This window comes from Pseudomonas sp. VMV1, assembly GCF_056790235.1.
Genome location: NZ_JBXGSE010000002.1, coordinates 678741 through 697426, shown reverse-complemented (window position 1 = coordinate 697426; position 18686 = coordinate 678741). Strand labels below are relative to the sequence as shown.

The window sequence follows — 18686 nt, the reverse complement described above, 5'->3', positions numbered from 1 at the left end:
CCACGGCTGTCCGCTACTGCCGCAACAGACTGCGCCCAAGCTCTACCTGGGGACGCTCCCGCCCCAGTTGCTGCAAGGCCTGACGCGCCCGCACCTGCTCCCCGGCCTCCAGCTCGACCAGCCAGTTGACCTTCGCCCCTACCCGGGTGGCGATGGGTACGCCATCGCGATAGAGCAGGCGATTGCCGGCCACGGCAGGCACCTTGGCGCCCGGTAGCAGGGTGCCGATCAGATTGAGCGGATCCAGCGCCGACACGCATACCCACAGATCCTCCGGCGGGCGCTGGCGCCATTCCCGCAAGGGTGCGATGGCCGCCGGATCGGCGAACTGCTCGCCGGACAGGCCGGCGATGAAGCGACCGCCCCGGATCTCGCCACGGGCTTCCAGACGATGGCAGGCGCGCAAGAGATCGCGCCAAGGGGGCAACACCTCGCTCTCACGCTGCAGCAGCTGCCAGCAGAGCACGCCATAGCGGCGCAGCAACAGCCAGACCAGCCGCTCCAGCAGGGCATCCGGCAACCGCTCCTCGGTAGGGGCCTCGGCCAGTCGCAAGGCCGCCCAGCGCCCGGCGTCGTCCATGCCGCCATAGAGAGGCATTCGCCCGCGGCGCAGACCGGTGCGGCTGCCGCGCTTGGCTGCTGGTAGCAACAGGGCGCGCAGACCGGCGAAGCTGTCGGCGTTGACCGCGCCCATACCAACCAGCTCGCCCAGGGCCGTTTCCAGCTCGCTGCGCAAGAGGCGCGCCTCGCCGAGCAGCTCATCGAAGAAGGAGGCACCGCGACGCGTGAGCACCTCCAGTACCCGCTGCCCCTTGGGCGACAGGGCCTCGGCCAGCGGGGGCGCGGTGAGGCTGTTCCAGTCGGCCAGGTGACGTCGGGGCAGCAGGACGATGGGTGAGCCCTTGACCGGGCCGCCGCCACCGCGTCCGGGTTGCGGCAGGCGCAGCCAGACGACCCGGCCAGCGCGGCAGAGATCATCGAGGTGGGTAAACTGGTAATCCGGTAGACGACTGGGAAGAACTTCCCCTTCCCAGCCCGCGGCGGCGACCTCGAAGCCCTCCAGCAGGCCGATGACCTGTTCCAGGCCTTCTCCGCCCCTCAGGGTCGCCGGACCGGCCAGATGGTGATGCTCCAGCAGGAACCTCAGGTAGTCGGCCAGCGCCACCGGCTCGATGGCCTTGCGCAGGCGTCCTAGGGTATAGCGATGGATTCGCGCCAGCAGGTGGCGCTCGCACCACTCCACCGCGTCGTCCGCCTCGGTAAAGCGCCCCTGCAAGACGTAGCCTTCGCTCTGCAGCACCAGCAGCGCCGGGGTGAGGCGCTCCGGCGGCAGGCCGAGGCTCGCGGCCAACGGACGCTGGTCCACCGGTCCAAGGGCGGTGAGGCGCGCGCGCAAGAGCTCCACCAGTGCCGTTTCAGGATCCACAGGCGCCTTGAATCCGGGCGGCGGGCTGAGCGGCGGCTCCGTGGAGGCCTCGGGAAACAGCATCTGAAAGAGCGGTAGGCGCTCGGCCGCGATCCACAGGGTCGCCTCCGGCAGCCGCAGGCAACCGGCTCGGCCGGCCTTGACCAGCTGGCGGACCTGGGACTGGTGCCGCGTCAGCTCGACCTCGGTGAGAAAGCCCACACCCAGCAGGGCTTCGTGCAGATCATCCGCCGTCTCCAGGCGTGGCCAGGCTTCGTCGCGTACCAGGGCGATGGCGGCGGGATCCAGGGCGCCCAGCTCGTCGGGATCGGCGCCGCCGAAGCGACGATTCTGCACCGCCAGCGTCCGCCGCTCCTCGACCGGGGCGTCGTCCAGATAGGCATAGGGCTTGGCCGTGAGTACTTCGGCAGCCAGCGGCGACGGCCCGGGCAGATCGCGGGTCAGCAGGGTCAGTTGCCCACCGGTGATGCGCGCCAGCAGGGCCAGCCAGCTGCGGCTGTCGAGGGATTCGTGCAGGCAGTCATCCAGGGTCTGGCGGACCAGTGGATGGTCTGGCACCTGACGCTCGCCCACGAGATTCTCCAGACAGGCAACCTGGTCGGGAAAGACCGTGGCCAGGAGGTCTTCGCTGCGCATGCGTTGCACCTGGGTAGCCACCTTGCGCCCGGCACTGAAGCGCGGCAGCGCCAGCGCCGTGGTGGCGTTCCAGCGCCAGCGCACGGCGAACAGGGGCGCATCGAGCAGGGCCTGGACCAGCACGGTCTCGGCGGTGGCCGGATGCAGGTAGCGCCAGACCTCGTCGAGCACGAAGCTGTGGCTCGTCGCCAGCGAGAGGATCAAGGCGTTCTCCGTGGCTGCTGCTTGCAGCTCCACATTGAAGTTGCGGCAGAATCTCTTGCGCAGGGCCAGGCCCCAGGCGCGGTTGATGCGGCTGCCAAAGGGGGCATGGATGATCAGCTGCATGCCGCCGGCCTGGTCGAAGAAGCGCTCCATCACTAGCGTCTGCTGCGTCGGTAGCGCACCCAGCGCCTGCCGGGCACGACCCAGATAGTCCACCAACTGGCGGGCGGCACCCTCCTCCAGCTCATAGGCCGCGCCGATGCGGGCGATGGCCGGTTCCGGTGGCTCGTCGGTGCCGGGCAGCAGCGGTTCGAGTTCCGCCCGCAGCCGCGCCAGGCCCGCCGACAACTCGTCGCTGCGCCCCGGCGCCTCACCGTGCCAGAAGGGAATGTTGGGCGGCTGCCCCTTGGCGTCTTCCACCCGCACCTTGCTGCCTTCGATCTTGATGATGCGGTAAGCGGTGTTGCCGAGCTGGAAGACGTCGCCTACCAGGCTTTCGAAGGCGAAATCCTCGTTGACGCTGCCCACCGTATGGCCCTGGGGCTCCAGCAGCACGCTGAAATCACCACTCTCGGGGATGGTGCCGCCGCTCATCACCGCCGTGGCCTTGCCGCCGCGCCGACCGCGTAGCAGGCCATTGACCGCATCCCGGTGCACATAGGCGGCGCGGGGCCCGCGGCGATCCGTATAGCCCTGGCTGAGCATCTCCACAACCGCGGTATAGTCCGTCTCTTCGAGAGCGGCATAGGGTTCGGCCTGGCGTAGCACGGCCAGCAGCGCTGTCTCCGACCACTCCTGGCAGGCCACCTCGGCCACCAGTTGCTGGGCCAAGACATCCAGCGGTGCCTGGGGGATGTGCAGGGTGTCCAGTTCGCCCCGGCGCACGCAATCGAGCAGCGCGACGCATTCCACCAGATCGTCGCGCGAGGTGGGAAACAGTCGTCCCTTGGGCAGGCCGCCGACCTGGTGATTGGCGCGCCCGACCCGCTGCAGAAAGGCGGCGATGGAGCCTGGCGAGCCGATCTGGCAGACCAGGTCGACATCACCGATGTCGATGCCCAGCTCCAGGGAAGCGGTCGCCAGCAGCAGGCGCAATTCGCCGCGCTTGAGGCGCTGCTCCGCATCCAGCCGCTGCTCCTTGGCCAGGCTGCCATGGTGGGCGGCGACCTGGCCATTACCGAGGCGATCCGAGAGCTGACGCGCCATGCGCTCGGCCAGGCGCCGCGTGTTGACGAACACCAGGGTGGTGCGGTGTGCCTCGGCCAGTTCGGCGAGGCGGTCGTAGACCAGCTCCCAGGCCTGGGTGGAGAGCATCGCCTCCAGGGGAACGGGGGGCACCTCCAGGGCCAGATCGCGAGCACGCTGGTGGCCGATGTCGACCACCGTACAGGGCCGTGCCTGGCCCTGGGCATCGCGCCCGACCAGAAAGGCGGCGACGGCGGCCAGGGGTTTCTGGGTGGCGGACAGGCCGATGCGTTGCAGTGGACGTCCCGCCAAGGCCTCCAGTCGCGCCAGGCTCAGCGTCAGGTGACTGCCGCGCTTGCCGTCGGCCATGGCGTGGATCTCGTCGACGATCACACCGCGGACGCTACCCAGCATCCGCCGCCCGGAATCCGAGCCGAGCAGCACATAGAGGGACTCGGGCGTGGTGACCAGGAGGTGCGGCGGCCGCCGACGCATCGCCGCCCGCTCCTTTTGTGGCGTATCCCCGGTACGCACCGCCGTGCGTAACCCCAAGGGCGGTAAATCCCGTGCCTCCAGCGCTGCACTGATGCCGGCCAGGGGTTCTTCGAGATTGAGACGGATGTCGTTGGACAGAGCCTTGAGCGGTGACACATAGAGCCAGAGGCAGGCCTCGGGCAGGCCGCCTTCCCGCAACGCCTCCTGCACCAGGCCATCCAGCACGGCGAAGAAGGCGGTCAGCGTCTTGCCCGAGCCGGTGGGGGCCGCCACCAGCACCGAGGCGCCGGCGCGAATGGCCGGCCAGGCCTGCAGCTGCGCCTCGGTCGGTGCGGGAAAGCGCGTCGTGAACCAGCTGCGCGGCGCGTCGTGAAAGTCCGCCAGGACGGCGGCAGGCGATATCGAGGTCATGAGCCCAATATGGGAGTGGCCATCAGGGGCCACAACCCAAGCCGACCGGCGGCGGATAAGAGCCTGTTTAAAGTCTAGCGAGCTAGAGCCAAACAAGGCGAAGAGACCTGAGGAAGCGGACCGGGCTCGCGTGCGAAGTTTACGAGTGGTAAATGAGCATTCCGACCGGGCTGGCGATCCGGGGTGTATTCAACGCCGTTTGGCCGACGCGCCGCAGACTTTTAACAGGCTCTCAGGCGATGCGATTGTGCAATTCGCCCCCCTGCAGCATGGCTTCGAGGTTGGCCAGCATCACCTGTTGCTGGGCCTGTTGGGCCGAAGCCGCATTGGCCGCGACATGGGGGCTGAGCAACAGGTTGGGCTGCTGGCGCAGGCGTTCGGGCACCTCGGGTTCGCGGGCGAAGACATCCAGCGCCGCACCGGCGATGACCTGCTGCTCCAGGGCCGCCGCCAGGGCGTCCTCATCGACCACGCTGCCACGGGAGATGTTGACCAGATGGCCCTCCTCTCCGAGGGCGGCCAGGACCTCGGCGTCTATCGCCCCCACGGTCTCGGCGCTGGCGCGCACCGCCACCACCAGGACATCGCTCCAGCGCGCCAGCTCCAGCAGGCTGCCGTGATAGGCGTAGTCCAGCCCCGTGCGTGGCGAGCGATTGAAGTAGCCGATCTCCATGTCGAAGGCCTCGCCGCGGCGGGCGATGCGCCGACCGATCTCGCCCAGGCCATAGATGCCCAGTCGGCGCCCGGCCAGGCCCGGAACCTGGGGCATGCGCTCGACGGCGTTGCCCTGCCAGCGGCCGCTGCGGACGAAGGCATCGCCCTGCAACAGGCGGCGAGCGCTGGCCAGGATCAGGCCAAAGGTAAATTCCGCCACGGCGGTGGCATTGGCGTCACCGGCGGTGGTCACGGCGATGCCACGCTCGCGACAGGCTGCCAGCTCCACGCCCTCGTAGCCGGTGCCATAGCAGGCTACCAGGCGCAATGCCGGAAGCGCGTCCAGCAAGGCCGCGCGGGTGGGCAGGCCGCCAATGGTCAGCAGGGCCACCGCCTCCTCGGCGCCGGCAGGCAAGGCGGCGGGATCCGCGGAAGGAAAGGGACCCAGTACCCGGTAGCGGGCTTCGAGCTGGGTAACCAGTCCCTGAGGCAATTGCGGGGCCATCAGCAGCGTCGGTTTCATCTTGTAATACTTTACCTGGCCAAAAAACCCAGCGTCGCCAGCGGAGGGCATGGTCGTCAACCATTCTCTTTAGGCCGCCGCTTTCAGCCTGGCCCACCATGGCGTCGACGCTACTCCAAGTCCTTGATAGGAGTAGCTTTTCGCGCAACTTGTCGACCTGACGCCAGGTCCGATCGGCGTTCGCCAACCACAGAGGGATTTTTTGGGATGAGTAGAGTTCTCCGCCAGGCCTGCACCGCCTCCTGCCTCGCCTTGCTTGCCAGCAGCCTGCCGCTGACCGCCATGGCGCTGGAATTCAACGGCTACGGACGGGTAGGCGTCGGTGGCGCCGACACGGGCGGCAAGCAGAGCTGCTTCCAACTGCCCGGCGCACCGGCCAAGTACCGTTTGGGTAACGAATGCGAGACCTACTGGGAACTCGAACTGCACCAGACGCTGTACAAGGGCGTCGATGGCACCGAGCTCAAGGTGCACGGCATGGCCAGCCTCTACAACGTCTACGACCAGACGCCCACCTTCAGCGGCGACAACGGCAACGTGCGCCTGCCACAGATCTGGACCAGCCTCAGCCTGCCGGCGCTCAACGGTGGCGGCGTCTGGGCCGGCCGGCGCTACTACAAGCGCCACGACATCCATATCAACGACTTCTACTACTGGAATCCGAGTGGCACCGGCTTCGGCATCGAGGACTACGGCCTGGGCGACAGCGGTGTGCGGTTGAGCTACGCCTTCAGTCGGGAAGACAACATCAACCAGCCGGACAAGGCCAACCGCCATGACCTCAACCTCGGCGGCATCAAGACCAACCCTGGCGGCGAAATCGAACTGGGGTTGTCCTATATCCAGCGCGCCGGCCAGGTAGAGGGCGCTCACAGTGGCTGGTCAGCCACCGCCGAGCACAAGCAGGCGCAATTCTTCGGTGGAGTCAACGTCTTCACCGTGCAGTATGGTCGTGGCGCGGGAACCGGGCTGGGCGCCACCGGTAGCCTGACCGCGGATCAGGAATATGAAAGCCTGCGTATCCTCGAATCGCCGCGCTGGCAGATCACGCCACGCTTCGGCGGCCAATTGCTGGCGCTCTACCAGCGCGACCGGGCGCCGGGCGACGGTGGCCAGACCTGGTATTCCTTCGGCGTGCGCCCCAGCTATGCCTTCACCCGGCTGTTCAAGCTGCAGGTGGAATTCGGCCATGACCAGATCCATCCGGACAGCGGCGCCACCCGTACCCTGAACAAGGTCACCGTCGCGCCGACGCTGGCCCTGGGCGGCATGGGCCTGATGGACCGCCCGGAGATCCGCCTCTACTGGACCTATGCCAGCTGGAACCGTGGCGCCCAGGACGCTGCGGTAGCCGGCACGGCGCTATCCGACAGCGGTGCCTTCGGCGATGCCCGCCACGGCAACAACTTCGGCGTGCAGCTGGAAACCTGGTGGTAGAGACCGGCAAGCGAGACCGCCCGTCATAACCGGGCGAACTAAACTTATGCTGCCCGGTCGGTTTCCTGACCACAGGAAGACCGATCAGGGAGAACGCCATGAATCCTCTCGCCCGCGAACTGCCCGCCGCGAGCCATACCGCTGCCACCCCGCTGGAGCGTTTTCGGCGGGTCCGGGCCGCCAGCGAGGCGCTTTGTGCGCCCCTGACCACCGAAGACTACGTGATCCAGAGCATGGCCGACGTCAGCCCGCCGAAATGGCATCTGGCGCACGTTACCTGGTTCTTCGAGGCCTTTATCCTCAAGCCCTTCCTGAAGGGCTACCAGACGCCCAATCCCGCTTACGACTACCTGTTCAATTCCTACTACGAAACCCACGGCAAGCCCTTTCCCCGGGCGGCCCGTGGGCATCTGTCACGCCCAGGCGTGGATGATGTCTATCGCTTCCGCGCGGCCGTGGACGAGGCCATGGGCGAGCTGCTCAGCGCCCCGCCGGTCGAACACGCCGCCGAGATCATGCGGCGGCTGGAACTGGGGTTGCACCACGAGCAGCAGCACCAGGAACTACTGCTCATGGACATCAAGCACATCCTGGCGCAGAACCCTCTGCATCCGGTCTATCGCGCCGACCTGGCCAAGGGCAGCACGCGCAAGGTCGCGTCCCTGGGATGGGAGACGCACCCGGGTGGCGTCCGTCACGTCGGCCATGGCGGCGAAGGCTTCGCCTTCGATTGCGAGACCCCGGTCCACCGGCAGTTCGTCGATGACTTCCAGCTGGCCGATCGCCTGGTCACCAATGCCGAATACCTGGCCTTCATCGAGGACAACGGCTATGGCCGCAGCGACCTCTGGCTGTCCGACGGCGCGGCGGCCATCCGCAGCCTCGGCTGGCAGGCGCCACTGTACTGGCAGAAGCTGGATGGTGTCTGGCACCACTTCACCCTGGGCGGCCTGACCCCTGTCGACCCCGCGGCGCCAGTCTGCCACCTGAGCTTCTACGAAGCCGATGCCTATGCCAGTTGGGCCGGCGCCCGCCTGCCCACCGAGGCGGAGTGGGAAACCGTGGCGGCCCGCCAGCCGACCCTGGGCAACTTCGTCGAGCAGGACCGTCTGCAACCGGTCGCCAGCGAAGGCCAGGGCATGCGCCAACTGTTCGGCGATGTCTGGGAATGGACCGGCAGCGCCTTCCGCCCCTACCCCGGCTTCAAGCCACTTCCGGGTAGCCTGGGCGAATACAACGGCAAGTTCATGTCCGGTCAGATGGTGCTGCGCGGTGGCTGTTGCGCCACCCCACAGGACCATGTGCGTGCCACCTACCGCAACTTCTTCTATCCCACCATGCGCTGGCAGTTCTCCGGCCTGCGTCTGGCCAGAGAGGTCTGACCCATGGCCCTTGCCGTGCGCTTCTTCGATCAGCAGCCGGTGGCCAGCGCCGGCACCTCGCTGCGGGACGATGTGCTCCAGGGCTTCGCCCAGACCCCCAAGGCGTTGTCGCCCAAGTACTTCTACGATCAGCGCGGCTCGGAGCTGTTCGAGGCAATCACCCAGCAGCCCGAGTACTACCCTACCCGTACCGAAGAGAAAATCCTCGCCACGGCGGCCGGCGAGATCGCTCGGCTGGCCGGCCGGGACGCCGCGCTGGTCGAGCTGGGCAGTGGCGCCAGTCGCAAGGTGCGCCTGCTGCTGGAAGCCATGCGCCCGGCGGGTTACCTGGGCATCGACATCTCGCGGGAATTCCTGCTCAGCAGCACGCAGCGTCTGGCCGCCGACTATCCCTGGCTGGATGTGAGCGCCGCTTGCGCCGATTTCAGTCGGCCGATGACCCTGCCCGACAGCCTCGACGGCCTGCGGCCCATCGCTTTTTTTCCGGGTTCGAGCATCGGCAATTTCACCCCCGAGGAAGCCGGCGTTTTCCTCGGCAATCTGCACCGGATGCTGCCGGCTACTGGCGGCCTGCTGATCGGGGTGGACCTGATCAAGGACCGGGCCCGACTGGATGCGGCCTACAACGACGCCGCCGGAGTCACCGCGGACTTCAATCTCAACCTGCTGCGGCGCATCCGCCGTGAACTGGATACCGACCTGGATCCGGCACGCTTTCGCCATCTGGCCTTCTTCGAGCCCATCGCCTCGCGCATCGAGATGCATCTGGTCAGTACCCGCGACCAGACCGTGCGTCTGGAAGGCGAGAGCTTCACCTTCCACGAAGGCGAACGGCTCCATACCGAAAACTCCTACAAATACAGCCTGGAAAGCTTTCGCGCCCTCGCCGAAAACGCCGGCTTCACACAGATACAGGTATGGACCGACCCGGCCCGGTTGTTCGCCGTTTTCTACTTCGCCGCCTAGACCGCTGGAGGTACCGGCGGTCGTGATGCAACCAACAAGGGAACTCTCGATCCGATCACGCTCTAAGTAGCAATCTGCTACTACAGCGCACCGAGACGTTGCCATGGAGCCTGCTCCACTCACTGCGGCCAATGAACGCCAGCGTCTTGCACTGCTGCGTGATCTTGCCTTGATCGATCGTCCCTCCGACCGTGCCTTCCAGGATCTCACCGACCTCTGCGCACGTCTGTTCGACGTCCCCTACGCCATGATCTGCTTTCTCGATGGCCAGCAGGTCCACTGCCGGGCCACGGTGGGCTGCATGCCCTTTACCGTGCCGCGCTCCCAGTCGTTCTGCCAGCACCTGCAGGAAACCTCCCTGCCGCTGCAGGTGGAAGACGCCCGCAGCGATGCGCGCTTCGCCGAGCTGAAAGTGGTCAAGGAGGAGCCGAACATCCGTTTCTATCTGGGCGCACCGCTACGCACGGCCGAAGGCCTGATGCTGGGCAGCCTGTGCCTGTTCGATTCGGCACCCCGGGCCGCCCTGCCTCAGGACCGCCTGCTGGCACTGCAGCAACTGGCGGCGCTGGCGGCCCAGCACATCGAGCTGCTGCGTACCGAGGCCTTCTGGGACCCGGTCACCCAGCTGCCCAATGGCCAGCGCTTCATCGAGGACGCCGAAGCCCTGACCCGCCAGGGCACCCGGGTGGTCGCGGTGGCAGCCGACCTGTTCGCCCAGAGCTATCTCAACGACTTCATCAAGGCCATGGGCCAGGCGCACTTCGATGGCCTGCAGCGCGCCATCAAGCAGCACCTGCGCCGCCTGCTGCCGTCCGACCAGCCGCTGTATCGGCTGGGCGCCGCGCGCTTCGGCTTTCTCCTGCACGACGCCGACGAGGCCGCCCAGCGGGACCTGCTCGAACGTCTGCAGCACGAGCTGACCGGGGTGCTGGATTACAACGGCATTCCTATCCAGAGCCGCCTCGGTCTGGGGGTGATGTCCCTGACCGACGACCATCCTACCGACTGGCTACGCGCCCTGATCGCCACCGCGGATGACGCCCGCGCCGAAATGCGCGGCTGCCGGCACTTCGATCCGCAACACGACGCCAGCTACCGTCGCGCCTTCGCCCTGCTCAGCGCCCTGCCCCAGGCCCTGCGTGCGGATGACCAGCTGAGCCTGGTCTATCAGCCGCGTATCGACCTGTCCACGGGGCGCTGCCAGAGCGTCGAGGCCCTGCTGCGCTGGGAGCATCCGCACCTGGGACCGATCAGCCCGGCAGAATTCATTCCCCTGGCGGAAAAGACCGCGCTGATCACCGCCTTGAGTCGCTGGGTGATGCAGAACGCCATCAGCCAGGCCTATGCCTGGCAGCGCGAGGGTCGCGGCCTGGGTGTGGCGATCAACATCTCCGCCCATGACCTCAACGATCCGGACTTCACCGACCAGACCACCGCGCTGTTGCGGCGCTATCCGGTCAATGCTCGGCGTCTGGAGCTGGAGGTCACCGAGAATGCCCTGCTGGGCGATGCGGCGCTGATCCACCGCCAACTGGCCGCCTTGCGCGAGCTGGGCATAGGGATCGCCATCGATGACTTCGGCACCGGCTACAACAACCTCTCGCACCTGCGTGAACTGCCGGCCGATACCATCAAGATCGACCGCAGCTTCATCCGCGAGCTGACCCATCGCACCAAGGACCGGCTGATCGTGAGTTCCCTGATCGAGCTGTCCCATCAGCTGGGCTTTCGCATCACCGCCGAAGGGATCGAAACCGCCGAAGCCCTGGCCAGCCTGCTGGCCATGGGCTGCGACGAGGGCCAGGGCTTCTGGATCGGCAAACCCATGCCAGAACCGGAGCTACAGGCCTGGCTGCTGGTCCAGCAACCGGATCTGCAGCGGCCGACCCGTCGCGCGACGGTCTTCCAGCTGTTCGACAACGCCGCCAAGCACTAGCCTACGCTGCCATGCGTGATCGGTACCCGCCTCACGCACGGCGCCGGATCACTCCTGGGTGCGCTTGCGCGGCGGCGCGAAGCCGTCCGCCGAGGTCGGCACCAGGGCACCGGGGCGGCGCTCGGTCTTGGGTTTGGCCTTGGTCTTGGCCTTGCCGTCCTTCTTGCCCTCGGTCTTTTTCTTCTTGACGCCCGCCGCCTTGCCCGACGCCTTGAGCTTCTTCGGACCGTTGTAGCTGGCCTTGAGACCCGGCAGGTGACGGCGCTCGAATCTCAGCTTGAGATAGCGCTCGATGCTGGACATCAGGTTCCAGTCGCCATGGGTGACGAAGGAGATCGCCGTACCCGCCTCGCCCGCGCGACCGGTACGGCCGATGCGGTGGACGTATTCGTCGCCACTGCGCGGCAAGTCGTAGTTGATCACCAGGTCCAGGCCTTCGACGTCCAGGCCGCGGGCGGCCACGTCGGTGGCGATCAGCACCTTGACCGCACCGCTCTGCAGCCGCTCCACGGCCAGCTTGCGGTCCTTGGTGTCCTTGTCGCCATGCAGCACGAAGACCTTGAGGCCCTCGGCCACCAGGCGGCCGGTCAGGCGATCGGCCTGCACCTTGGTGTTGGTGAAGACGATGGCCTTGCGATAGGTCTCGTTGGCCAGCAGCCACTGCAGCAGGCGCTCCTTGTGCGGCGGCTCGTCGGCGAGGATCACCTGCTGCACCACGGCTTCGTTCAGTTCGCCGGTACGGTCCAGCATGAGATTCTGCGGCTCGCGCAGGACCTGCTCGACCACCTGGCGCAGGCTGTTGCCGCCGCTGGTAGCGGAGAACAGCAGGGTCTGGCGACCCTCGCGCTCGCAGCTCGCGGCGATCTGCAGCACGTCCTCGGAGAAGCCCATGTCGAGCATGCGGTCGGCTTCGTCGAGCACCAGCATCTCGATGTCTTTCAGGTTCACGTTGCCGGCGTTGCGCTGCTCCAGCAGGCGACCGGGGGTAGCCACCAGGATCTCCGGATTCTTGCGCAGGCCGGCGGCCTGGACGCGGAAGTCCTCGCCGCCGATCACCACGCCGGCCTTGAGAAAGGTGAACTGGCCGAAGCGTTCGATTTCCTTGGCGGTCTGCTGGGCCAGCTCGCGGGTCGGCAGCAGGATCAGCGCACGGGCACCCGACCGGGGTTGGGGATCCTTGAGCAGGCGATCCAGCAGCGGCAACAGAAAGGCCGCGGTCTTGCCGCTGCCGGTCCGGGCGGTGACACGCAGGTCGTGACCTTCCAGGGCCGGGCCGACGGCAGCGGCCTGGACCGGAGTGGGCGTCTTGAAGCCCAGGGTATCGAGGGCCTTGAGCAGGCGCTCGTGCAGAGCGAGTTCGGTAAACACGGGTAGACCTCGGTAAAGAAAGGGCGGCCGCCGCGGGGCGACCGCGGGTGATCAGGGGACCAGACGGCTGCGGAACAGCGCCTGGTGCTCGCGGCATTGGGCGGCAGCGAGCAGGAAGACGCCATGGCCGCCGCGCTCGAATTCGAGCCAGGTGAAATCGACTTCCGGATAGAGCGCCTCGACGTGGACCTGGCTGTTGCCCACCTCCACGATCAGGATGCCCTGCTCGGTGAGGTGATCGGCCGCTTCGGCCAGCATGCGTCGCACCAGGTCCAGGCCGTCGTCGCCACAGGCCAGGCCCAGCGCGGGTTCATGCTGGTACTCGGCCGGCATGTCGGCGAAGTCCTCGGCATCCACATAGGGCGGGTTGCTGACGATCAGGTCGAAGCGCTGCCCCGGCAGACCGGCGAAGCCATCGCCCTGCACGGTATAGACGCGCTCCTCCAGTCCGTGCCGCTCGATGTTCTGCCAGGCCACTTCCAGGGCGTCGTAGGACAGATCACCCAGGGCCACCTCGGCCTCGGGGAAGGCATAGGCGCAGGCGATGCCGATGCAGCCCGAGCCGGTGCAGAGATCGAGGATGCGCGCCGGCGTGGCCGGCAGCCAGGGCGCGAATTGCGCTTCGATCAGCTCGCCGATGGGCGAGCGCGGCACCAGCACCCGCTCGTCGACGGTGAACGGCAAGCCGCAGAACCAGGCCTCGCCAAGCAGATAGGCGGTGGGCACCCGCTCCTGGATGCGCTTGTGCAGCAGCACGCCCAGTTCGTAGCGCTCGTCGTCTTCCAGGGCGCAGTCCAGGTAGCGGTCGGCGGTGTCCCAGGGCAGGTGCACGGCGCCCAGCACCAGGGCGCGGGCCTCGTCCCAGGCGTTGTCATGGCCATGGCCGAAGAACAGCTCTTCGGCATGGAAGCGGCTGACGGCCCAGCGGATGTGGTCGCGCAAGGTGCGCAGGCGGGATTCGCTCATGAAAGGCTCCGGATGATCAGCCGCGCATTCTAACCCGCGCCCGGTCCGGCTGCAGGAACTTAACGTCCGGGCCCTTCTTCCTAAGCCTAGACCTTCAACGAGGAGAACGACATGAGCAAGACCGTAGCCGACCATCTCTGGGAACGTCTCGGCCAGTGGAACGTCGAGCGCATCTTTGGTTATCCCGGCGATGGCATCAACGGCATCATGGGCGCCCTGGGCCGGGTGGCCGACCAGTTCGACTATGTGCGGGTACGCCATGAAGAGATGGCCGCCTTCATGGCCTGTGCCCATGCCAAGTTCACCGGCGAGGTGGGCGTCTGCCTGGCCACCTCAGGCCCCGGCGCCATCCACCTGCTCAACGGCCTGTACGATGCCAAGATGGACCACATGCCGGTGGTTGCCCTGGTGGGCCAGCAGGCCGCCTCTTCGCTTGGCAGCGACTACCAGCAGGAAGTCGACCTGCATACCCTGTTCAAGGACGTCTCCGCCTATGTGGAGACGGTGGTGCATCCGGCGCAACTGCGCCATGTCATCGACCGCGCCTTCCGCGTGGCCATCGCCGAGCGCCAGGTGGCCACGGTGATCATCCCCAACGACATCCAGCAGCTGCCGGCAGTGGAAAGCCCACCACACCAGCACGCCAATGTGCTTTCTGGCGCAGGGGCCATCCCACCCCGGCCCTATGCCCAGGAAGACGATCTGCAGGCCGCCGCCGATATCCTCAATGCCGGCAAGAAGGTCGCCATGCTGGTAGGTGCTGGCGCCCTGCAGGCACGTAGCGAGGTCATGGCGGTAGCGGAAAAGCTCAGCGCCGGGGTGGCCAAGGCACTGCTGGGCAAGGGCGTGGTCTCCGACGAACTGCCCTACGTCACCGGCTCCATCGGCCTGCTCGGCACCGAGGCCAGCGATGTGCTGATGAAGGAATGCGACACCCTGCTGATCGTTGGCTCGACCTTTCCCTATACCGAATTCCTGCCCAAGGAAGGCCAGGCGCGGGCGGTACAGATCGACCTGCATGCGCGCAACATCAGCATGAGGTATCCCATCGAGCAGCCGCTGCTGGGCGATGCCGCGGAAACCCTGCGCCGACTGCTGCCGCTGCTGGAGAGCAAGCCCCACGACGGTTGGCGCACGCGCATCGAAAAGAGCGTCGCGGAATCCTGGCACTCGATCAAGCAGCGCGCCCTGGCGCCGGCTGATCCGATCAATCCGCAGCGGGTGTTCTTCGAACTGTCCAGCCAGTTGCCACGCGACGCCATCCTTTGCGGCGACAGCGGCTCCCACACCAACTGGTACGCCCGCGACATCCGCATGAGCGGCCAGATGATGGGCTCGCTGTCAGGCAAGCTGGCGACCATGGGCTGCGGCATTCCCTACGCCATCGCCGCCAAGTTCGCCCATCCGGATCGCCCGGTGATCGCCCTGGTGGGTGATGGCGCCATGCAGATGAATGGCAACGCCGAGCTGGTTACCCTGCAGCAGTACTGGAAGAGATTCAGCAACCCGACCTTCATCATCATGGTGCTCAACAATGGTGACCTCAACCAGGTGACCTGGGAGCAGCGCGCCCTGGCTGGTGATCCCAAGTTCGCGCCGGCCCAGGACGTGCTCGACTTCCCCTATGCGCGCTATGGCGAGCTGCTGGGCTTCAAGGGCCTGCGCATCCATCGACCGGACGAGGTGGCGGATGCCTGGCAGCAAGCCTTCGAGGCGGATCGCCCGGTCGTGCTGGAGTTCGTCACCGATCCCAGCGTGCCGCCGTTGCCGCCGCACATCAGCTTCGAACAGGCGCGGGCCTTCCTTGGCTCCATCGCCAGCGGCGATCCGAACGGCTGGGACATGCTCAAGCAGGGTGCGCGGCAGTTGCTGCGCTAGCCCGGGCTTTTCAGGCTCGCCAAGGCACGTCGAGGCGTATAACCTCAGCGGCCTGATAAAAAGCCTGGGGTATGAGCATGCAGTTGCCCGAGCACGACCATTTCGATCCGCCGCCACTGCGCTTGCGGCGGCCCTTTCTGACCTCCCTGACCGCTGGCGTGGAGACGCTCTCCGCACTCACTGGCCTCGCCGCGTTGCTTGTCGGCACCGTGGCCTGGTTGCAGTTGCCGCAGGTGACGCCTTACCTGCCAATGGCACGCGAGACGGCCCAGGGTTTCCTGGGCGGGGGTATCCTGTCTTTGTTGATCGGGCTCTGGCTCCGCCGACGCAGCCAGCACCGTGGGCGCTATCGCAACGCTCTGAGCCTGGCCCCGGAACTCAAGCGGCGGCGCTGATCAGCGCTGGCGCAGACGCGCCAGCCCACCACCCAGCAAGCCGGTAAGGCAGCCCAGCACCAGGCCGCCGACATGGGCGCCATTGGCGATGGAGCCGAAACCGAGCAGGTCGAAGACCCCGGTGAGGCAGATCAACAGCCAGATCAGCATCATGGCCACCACGCCGCGCGGCATGCGATAGGCCTGATTGGGTGACAGCCACTGGAACAGCCAGCAATGGCCGAGCAGGCCATAGAGCACGCCGGACAGGCCGCCGAACAGCGCCGGCCCGGTCCAGGCGTACTGCACGAGGTTGGAGCCGGTGGCGAAGACCAGCGTCAGGAGCAGCAGCATCAGGCCGCCCTGACGGAATTCGATACGCCGGCCCAGCTCCCAGAACCAGAGGGCGTTCATCGCCAGGTGCAGCAGGCCGAAGTGCAGGAAGATCGGCGTGACCAGGCGCCACCATTGCCCTCGGGACAGGCTGACGTCGAGATCGAGAAAGGCGATGTGCTCGGCATCGATCAGGCGGAATTCCTGCAGCGTCAGGTAGTGAATCAGCGCCAGGTTGTCGCCCAACTCGGTGACCAGGCCCAGGACCAGGGTGACAATGAGAAAAACCGCGCAGACCGGGCTGGCCTTGAACTGCGCCAGCAGGCCGAAGCCGCGTGGCCGACGGGTGATCTGGACTTCGCCCTGGGGATCGCCATCGGGATAGCGCTCATAGAGGCTGCGGGTTTCCTCGACGCGCAGAGGGTCCAGCACCCAGACCACCTGGCTGTCGCCCTCTTCCACCACGCGATGGCGGATCTGCAGCCGGCGCAGCAGGCGGGTGAAGCCCAGCAGATCGCGGCCCAGCGGCACGCGTAGCACGGGTTGCGGCTGGTTCATCGGCCCTCCTCGCGCTGCACGTCGATCCAGACGAACTTGTCCGGGTCGATCTGGCGCTCGTCATCGAGGCGATAGGCGACCAGCTTGCCGTACTTGACCGCGCTGTAGTCCAGACAGGCCAGGTTGGGCCGCAGGGGTTCGGGATGACCATCGCGCCAATAGTGACCGACGAACAGCAGCGGCTCGCCTTCGCCATAGCAGAGCAGCCTGGCCTTTTCCTCGTCGCTCAGCCGTTCGCAGGCGATTTCCGCTGGCAAGGCATCGGGCTGGAAGACCACGTCGCCGTAGGTCTGGGGATCGCTCTCCCAGAACTTGGTGCGAAAGCGCGCTCGCACATAGCCATCGCTGCCGGTGAGGCGCAGACCATGGGGCAAGGGCAGTGACACACCGTTGAGCAGTCGCGAAGCGACCCGACTCGGCAGGCTGCCGGCGATGATGGACTGGCGCACGAAATCCTCGTTGATACAGGCATCGGGATAGTGATGCAGGAATTCGTCGATCAGCGGCTGATCCCAGCAGGCGTGGACGATGCGGAAGTGGCCGAAGTCCTTGCACAGCGGCAGGGTGTACAGCCAGCGCAGGTGGTCCTGCCACTCCTGGGGATGATCGGCGAAGGCGGCCAGGGTCTCCTGGATCAGCTGGCGGTGCCGAGGGGTGTGTTCACGCACCCAGGTCTGGCCGGTACCGGGACAGGCCGGGGTGTGCCAGGCCAGGGCGTTGAGTTCGTGGTTGCCGAGGATGCAGTGGGCATGACCGCCCTCGACCATGGCGCGCACTCGGCGCAGGGAGCCGCGGATGCGCGGCCCGCGGTCGACCAGGTCGCCGAGAAAGATCGCCTGGCGCTTGGGATGCTGCCAGACGCCGTCCACCTGCCGGTAGTCGAGGCGCTCCAGCAGCAGGTCCAGGGTATGGGCGCAGCCATGGATGTCGCCGATCAGATCGTAGCCCAGGGGCATCAGTCGTCTCCCAGCCGACTGCCCCAGCCGAGCTTGGTCCGGCAGATCTCGTAGTAGTTGTGATCCAGCGGATGGATCAGCCTGAGCTTGTGGGGCTTCTTCTGAATGGTCACGGTATCGCCGGGTGCGCAGGTGAAATGATTCTGGCCATCACATGAGACCTGCGGATAGATCGTCATGTTCGGCGATACCAGGATCGACAGGGTGCTGTCGCCGGACACCACGATGGGCCGGCTGGACAGGGTGTGGGGGTACATGGGTACCACCACGATGGCATCCAGCTTGGGATGCATGATGGGGCCGCCGGCCGACAGCGAGTAGGCGGTGGAGCCGGTGGGCGTGGCGACGATCAGGCCATCGGCGCGCTGGCTGCAGACGAATTGCCCATCGATGTACAGCTCGAACTCGATCATCCGGGTGGACTTGCCGGGGTGCAGCACCACGTCGTTGAGCGCATCGCCCTGGCCGATCATCTCGCCGCCGCGCTCGACGAAGGCGTCGAGCAGAAAGCGCGTCTCCATCAGGTACTGGCCGTCGAGCACCTCGGCGACCTTGGTCTCCAGCTCGTCGGGACGGATGTCGGTGAGAAACCCCAGCTTGCCACGGTTGATGCCCAGCACTGGCACCCGCGGACGGACCAGGGCGCGGGCGGCGCCGAGCAGGCTGCCGTCGCCACCGACCACTATCACCAGGTCGCAGATCTCGCCCATGAGCTTGCGCGACACCGTCTGCAGACCATGCCCGGGCAGCACCTCGGCAATGGTGTTTTCCAGGATGACGTTGCACCCGCGTTGCAGCAGAAAGGTCTTGAGCCGGCGGATGGTGTCCAGCACCTGGGTGCTGCCGAGTCGACCGATGATGCCGATGTTACGAAAGGAGTCCATGACGCGCCGGCGGCCCCGTTGACTGGATTGGGCGGAAAGTATGGGCGAAAGCCCGTGGCAGCGGCAAACCGCCTCCATCCGACCACGGGTCGCCCGAGGTGATCCGCAGGGGCC

The 18686-nt window shown here is 66.7% G+C and carries 13 protein-coding genes; 6 read left to right on the top strand and 7 right to left on the bottom strand.

Annotated elements, in window-relative coordinates:
• Nucleotides 1-13: 13 nt before the first annotated feature.
• Nucleotides 14-4357 (bottom strand): DEAD/DEAH box helicase, encoded by a 4344-nt coding sequence (locus ACUCV0_RS08755; protein WP_482212510.1) that lies wholly within the window; start codon nucleotides 4355-4357, stop codon nucleotides 14-16.
• 232 nt (nucleotides 4358-4589) lie between these two features.
• The gene (locus ACUCV0_RS08750) at nucleotides 4590-5534 is read right to left on the bottom strand and encodes an NAD(P)-dependent oxidoreductase (protein ID WP_482212509.1); all 945 of its coding nucleotides are present in this window, start codon (nucleotides 5532-5534) and stop codon (nucleotides 4590-4592) included.
• Between the two features lie 207 nt (nucleotides 5535-5741).
• Between ACUCV0_RS08750 and ACUCV0_RS08745 the strand changes: the two genes are divergently transcribed.
• From ACUCV0_RS08745 to ACUCV0_RS08730, 4 genes are all read left to right on the top strand, one after another.
• Nucleotides 5742-6971 carry a carbohydrate porin gene (locus ACUCV0_RS08745; RefSeq protein WP_313647225.1) on the top strand — a complete coding sequence of 410 codons (1230 nt, stop codon included), beginning with the start codon at nucleotides 5742-5744 and terminating at the stop codon, nucleotides 6969-6971.
• A 98-nt stretch (nucleotides 6972-7069) separates the two neighbouring features.
• Nucleotides 7070-8353, top strand: coding sequence for an ergothioneine biosynthesis protein EgtB (gene egtB / locus ACUCV0_RS08740; protein WP_313647224.1), 1284 nt, complete (start codon nucleotides 7070-7072; stop codon nucleotides 8351-8353).
• 3 nt (nucleotides 8354-8356) lie between these two features.
• Nucleotides 8357-9319: an L-histidine N(alpha)-methyltransferase gene (egtD, locus tag ACUCV0_RS08735; RefSeq protein WP_313647223.1), complete on the top strand. Its 963-nt coding sequence runs from the start codon at nucleotides 8357-8359 to the stop codon at nucleotides 9317-9319.
• 103 nt (nucleotides 9320-9422) lie between these two features.
• Nucleotides 9423-11255 carry a sensor domain-containing phosphodiesterase gene (locus ACUCV0_RS08730; RefSeq protein ID WP_313647222.1) on the top strand — a complete coding sequence of 611 codons (1833 nt, stop codon included), beginning with the start codon at nucleotides 9423-9425 and terminating at the stop codon, nucleotides 11253-11255.
• 48 nt (nucleotides 11256-11303) lie between these two features.
• Here ACUCV0_RS08730 and ACUCV0_RS08725 read toward each other — a convergent pair whose 3' ends face one another.
• Together ACUCV0_RS08725 and prmB are read right to left on the bottom strand one after the other, a co-directional pair.
• Nucleotides 11304-12623, bottom strand: a complete 1320-nt coding sequence (locus ACUCV0_RS08725; RefSeq protein WP_313647221.1) for a DEAD/DEAH box helicase — start codon at nucleotides 12621-12623, stop codon at nucleotides 11304-11306.
• 51 nt (nucleotides 12624-12674) lie between these two features.
• A complete protein-coding gene (gene prmB / locus ACUCV0_RS08720; RefSeq protein WP_059315356.1) occupies nucleotides 12675-13589 on the bottom strand; it encodes a 50S ribosomal protein L3 N(5)-glutamine methyltransferase in 915 nt (304 codons plus the stop codon).
• Nucleotides 13590-13700: 111 nt separating this feature from the next.
• On the opposite strand from prmB, the gene ACUCV0_RS08715 reads away from it, so the two are divergent.
• A complete protein-coding gene (locus ACUCV0_RS08715) occupies nucleotides 13701-15467 on the top strand; it encodes a thiamine pyrophosphate-requiring protein (protein WP_313647220.1) in 1767 nt (588 codons plus the stop codon).
• A gap of 77 nt (nucleotides 15468-15544) precedes the next feature.
• A complete protein-coding gene (locus ACUCV0_RS08710; RefSeq protein WP_482212508.1) occupies nucleotides 15545-15862 on the top strand; it encodes a hypothetical protein in 318 nt (105 codons plus the stop codon).
• On the opposite strand, the gene ACUCV0_RS08705 is transcribed toward ACUCV0_RS08710, so the two are convergent.
• The 3 genes from ACUCV0_RS08705 to ACUCV0_RS08695 are packed head-to-tail and all read right to left on the bottom strand — an operon-like array spanning nucleotide 15863 to nucleotide 18572.
• On the bottom strand, nucleotides 15863-16732 hold the full coding sequence (locus ACUCV0_RS08705) for a rhomboid family intramembrane serine protease (protein WP_482212507.1): 870 nt from the start codon (nucleotides 16730-16732) through the stop codon (nucleotides 15863-15865).
• Nucleotides 16729-17688, bottom strand: coding sequence for a metallophosphoesterase (locus ACUCV0_RS08700; RefSeq protein ID WP_482212506.1), 960 nt, complete (start codon nucleotides 17686-17688; stop codon nucleotides 16729-16731). Before ACUCV0_RS08700 ends, ACUCV0_RS08705 begins: the two co-directional genes overlap by 4 nt.
• Nucleotides 17688-18572: an NAD(+) kinase gene (locus ACUCV0_RS08695; protein ID WP_059315361.1), complete on the bottom strand. Its 885-nt coding sequence runs from the start codon at nucleotides 18570-18572 to the stop codon at nucleotides 17688-17690. The genes ACUCV0_RS08700 and ACUCV0_RS08695 overlap by 1 nt, the downstream gene beginning before the upstream one ends.
• Nucleotides 18573-18686 lie beyond the last annotated feature (114 nt).

Excerpts from the sequence above, each read along its gene's own strand:
- prmB (WP_059315356.1), bottom strand. The coding sequence starts at position 13,589 with ATGAGCGAATCCCGCCTGCGCACCTTGCGCGACCACATCCGCTGGGCC.
- ACUCV0_RS08755 (WP_482212510.1), bottom strand. The coding sequence starts at position 4,357 with ATGACCTCGATATCGCCTGCCGCCGTCCTGGCGGACTTTCACGACGCG.
- ACUCV0_RS08695 (WP_059315361.1), bottom strand. The coding sequence starts at position 18,572 with ATGGACTCCTTTCGTAACATCGGCATCATCGGTCGACTCGGCAGCACC.
- ACUCV0_RS08710 (WP_482212508.1), top strand. The coding sequence starts at position 15,545 with ATGCAGTTGCCCGAGCACGACCATTTCGATCCGCCGCCACTGCGCTTG.
- egtB (WP_313647224.1), top strand. The coding sequence starts at position 7,070 with ATGAATCCTCTCGCCCGCGAACTGCCCGCCGCGAGCCATACCGCTGCC.
- ACUCV0_RS08750 (WP_482212509.1), bottom strand. The coding sequence starts at position 5,534 with ATGAAACCGACGCTGCTGATGGCCCCGCAATTGCCTCAGGGACTGGTT.
- ACUCV0_RS08730 (WP_313647222.1), top strand. The coding sequence starts at position 9,423 with ATGGAGCCTGCTCCACTCACTGCGGCCAATGAACGCCAGCGTCTTGCA.
- ACUCV0_RS08745 (WP_313647225.1), top strand. The coding sequence starts at position 5,742 with ATGAGTAGAGTTCTCCGCCAGGCCTGCACCGCCTCCTGCCTCGCCTTG.
- egtD (WP_313647223.1), top strand. The coding sequence starts at position 8,357 with ATGGCCCTTGCCGTGCGCTTCTTCGATCAGCAGCCGGTGGCCAGCGCC.
- ACUCV0_RS08705 (WP_482212507.1), bottom strand. The coding sequence starts at position 16,732 with ATGAACCAGCCGCAACCCGTGCTACGCGTGCCGCTGGGCCGCGATCTG.
- ACUCV0_RS08715 (WP_313647220.1), top strand. The coding sequence starts at position 13,701 with ATGAGCAAGACCGTAGCCGACCATCTCTGGGAACGTCTCGGCCAGTGG.
- ACUCV0_RS08700 (WP_482212506.1), bottom strand. The coding sequence starts at position 17,688 with ATGCCCCTGGGCTACGATCTGATCGGCGACATCCATGGCTGCGCCCAT.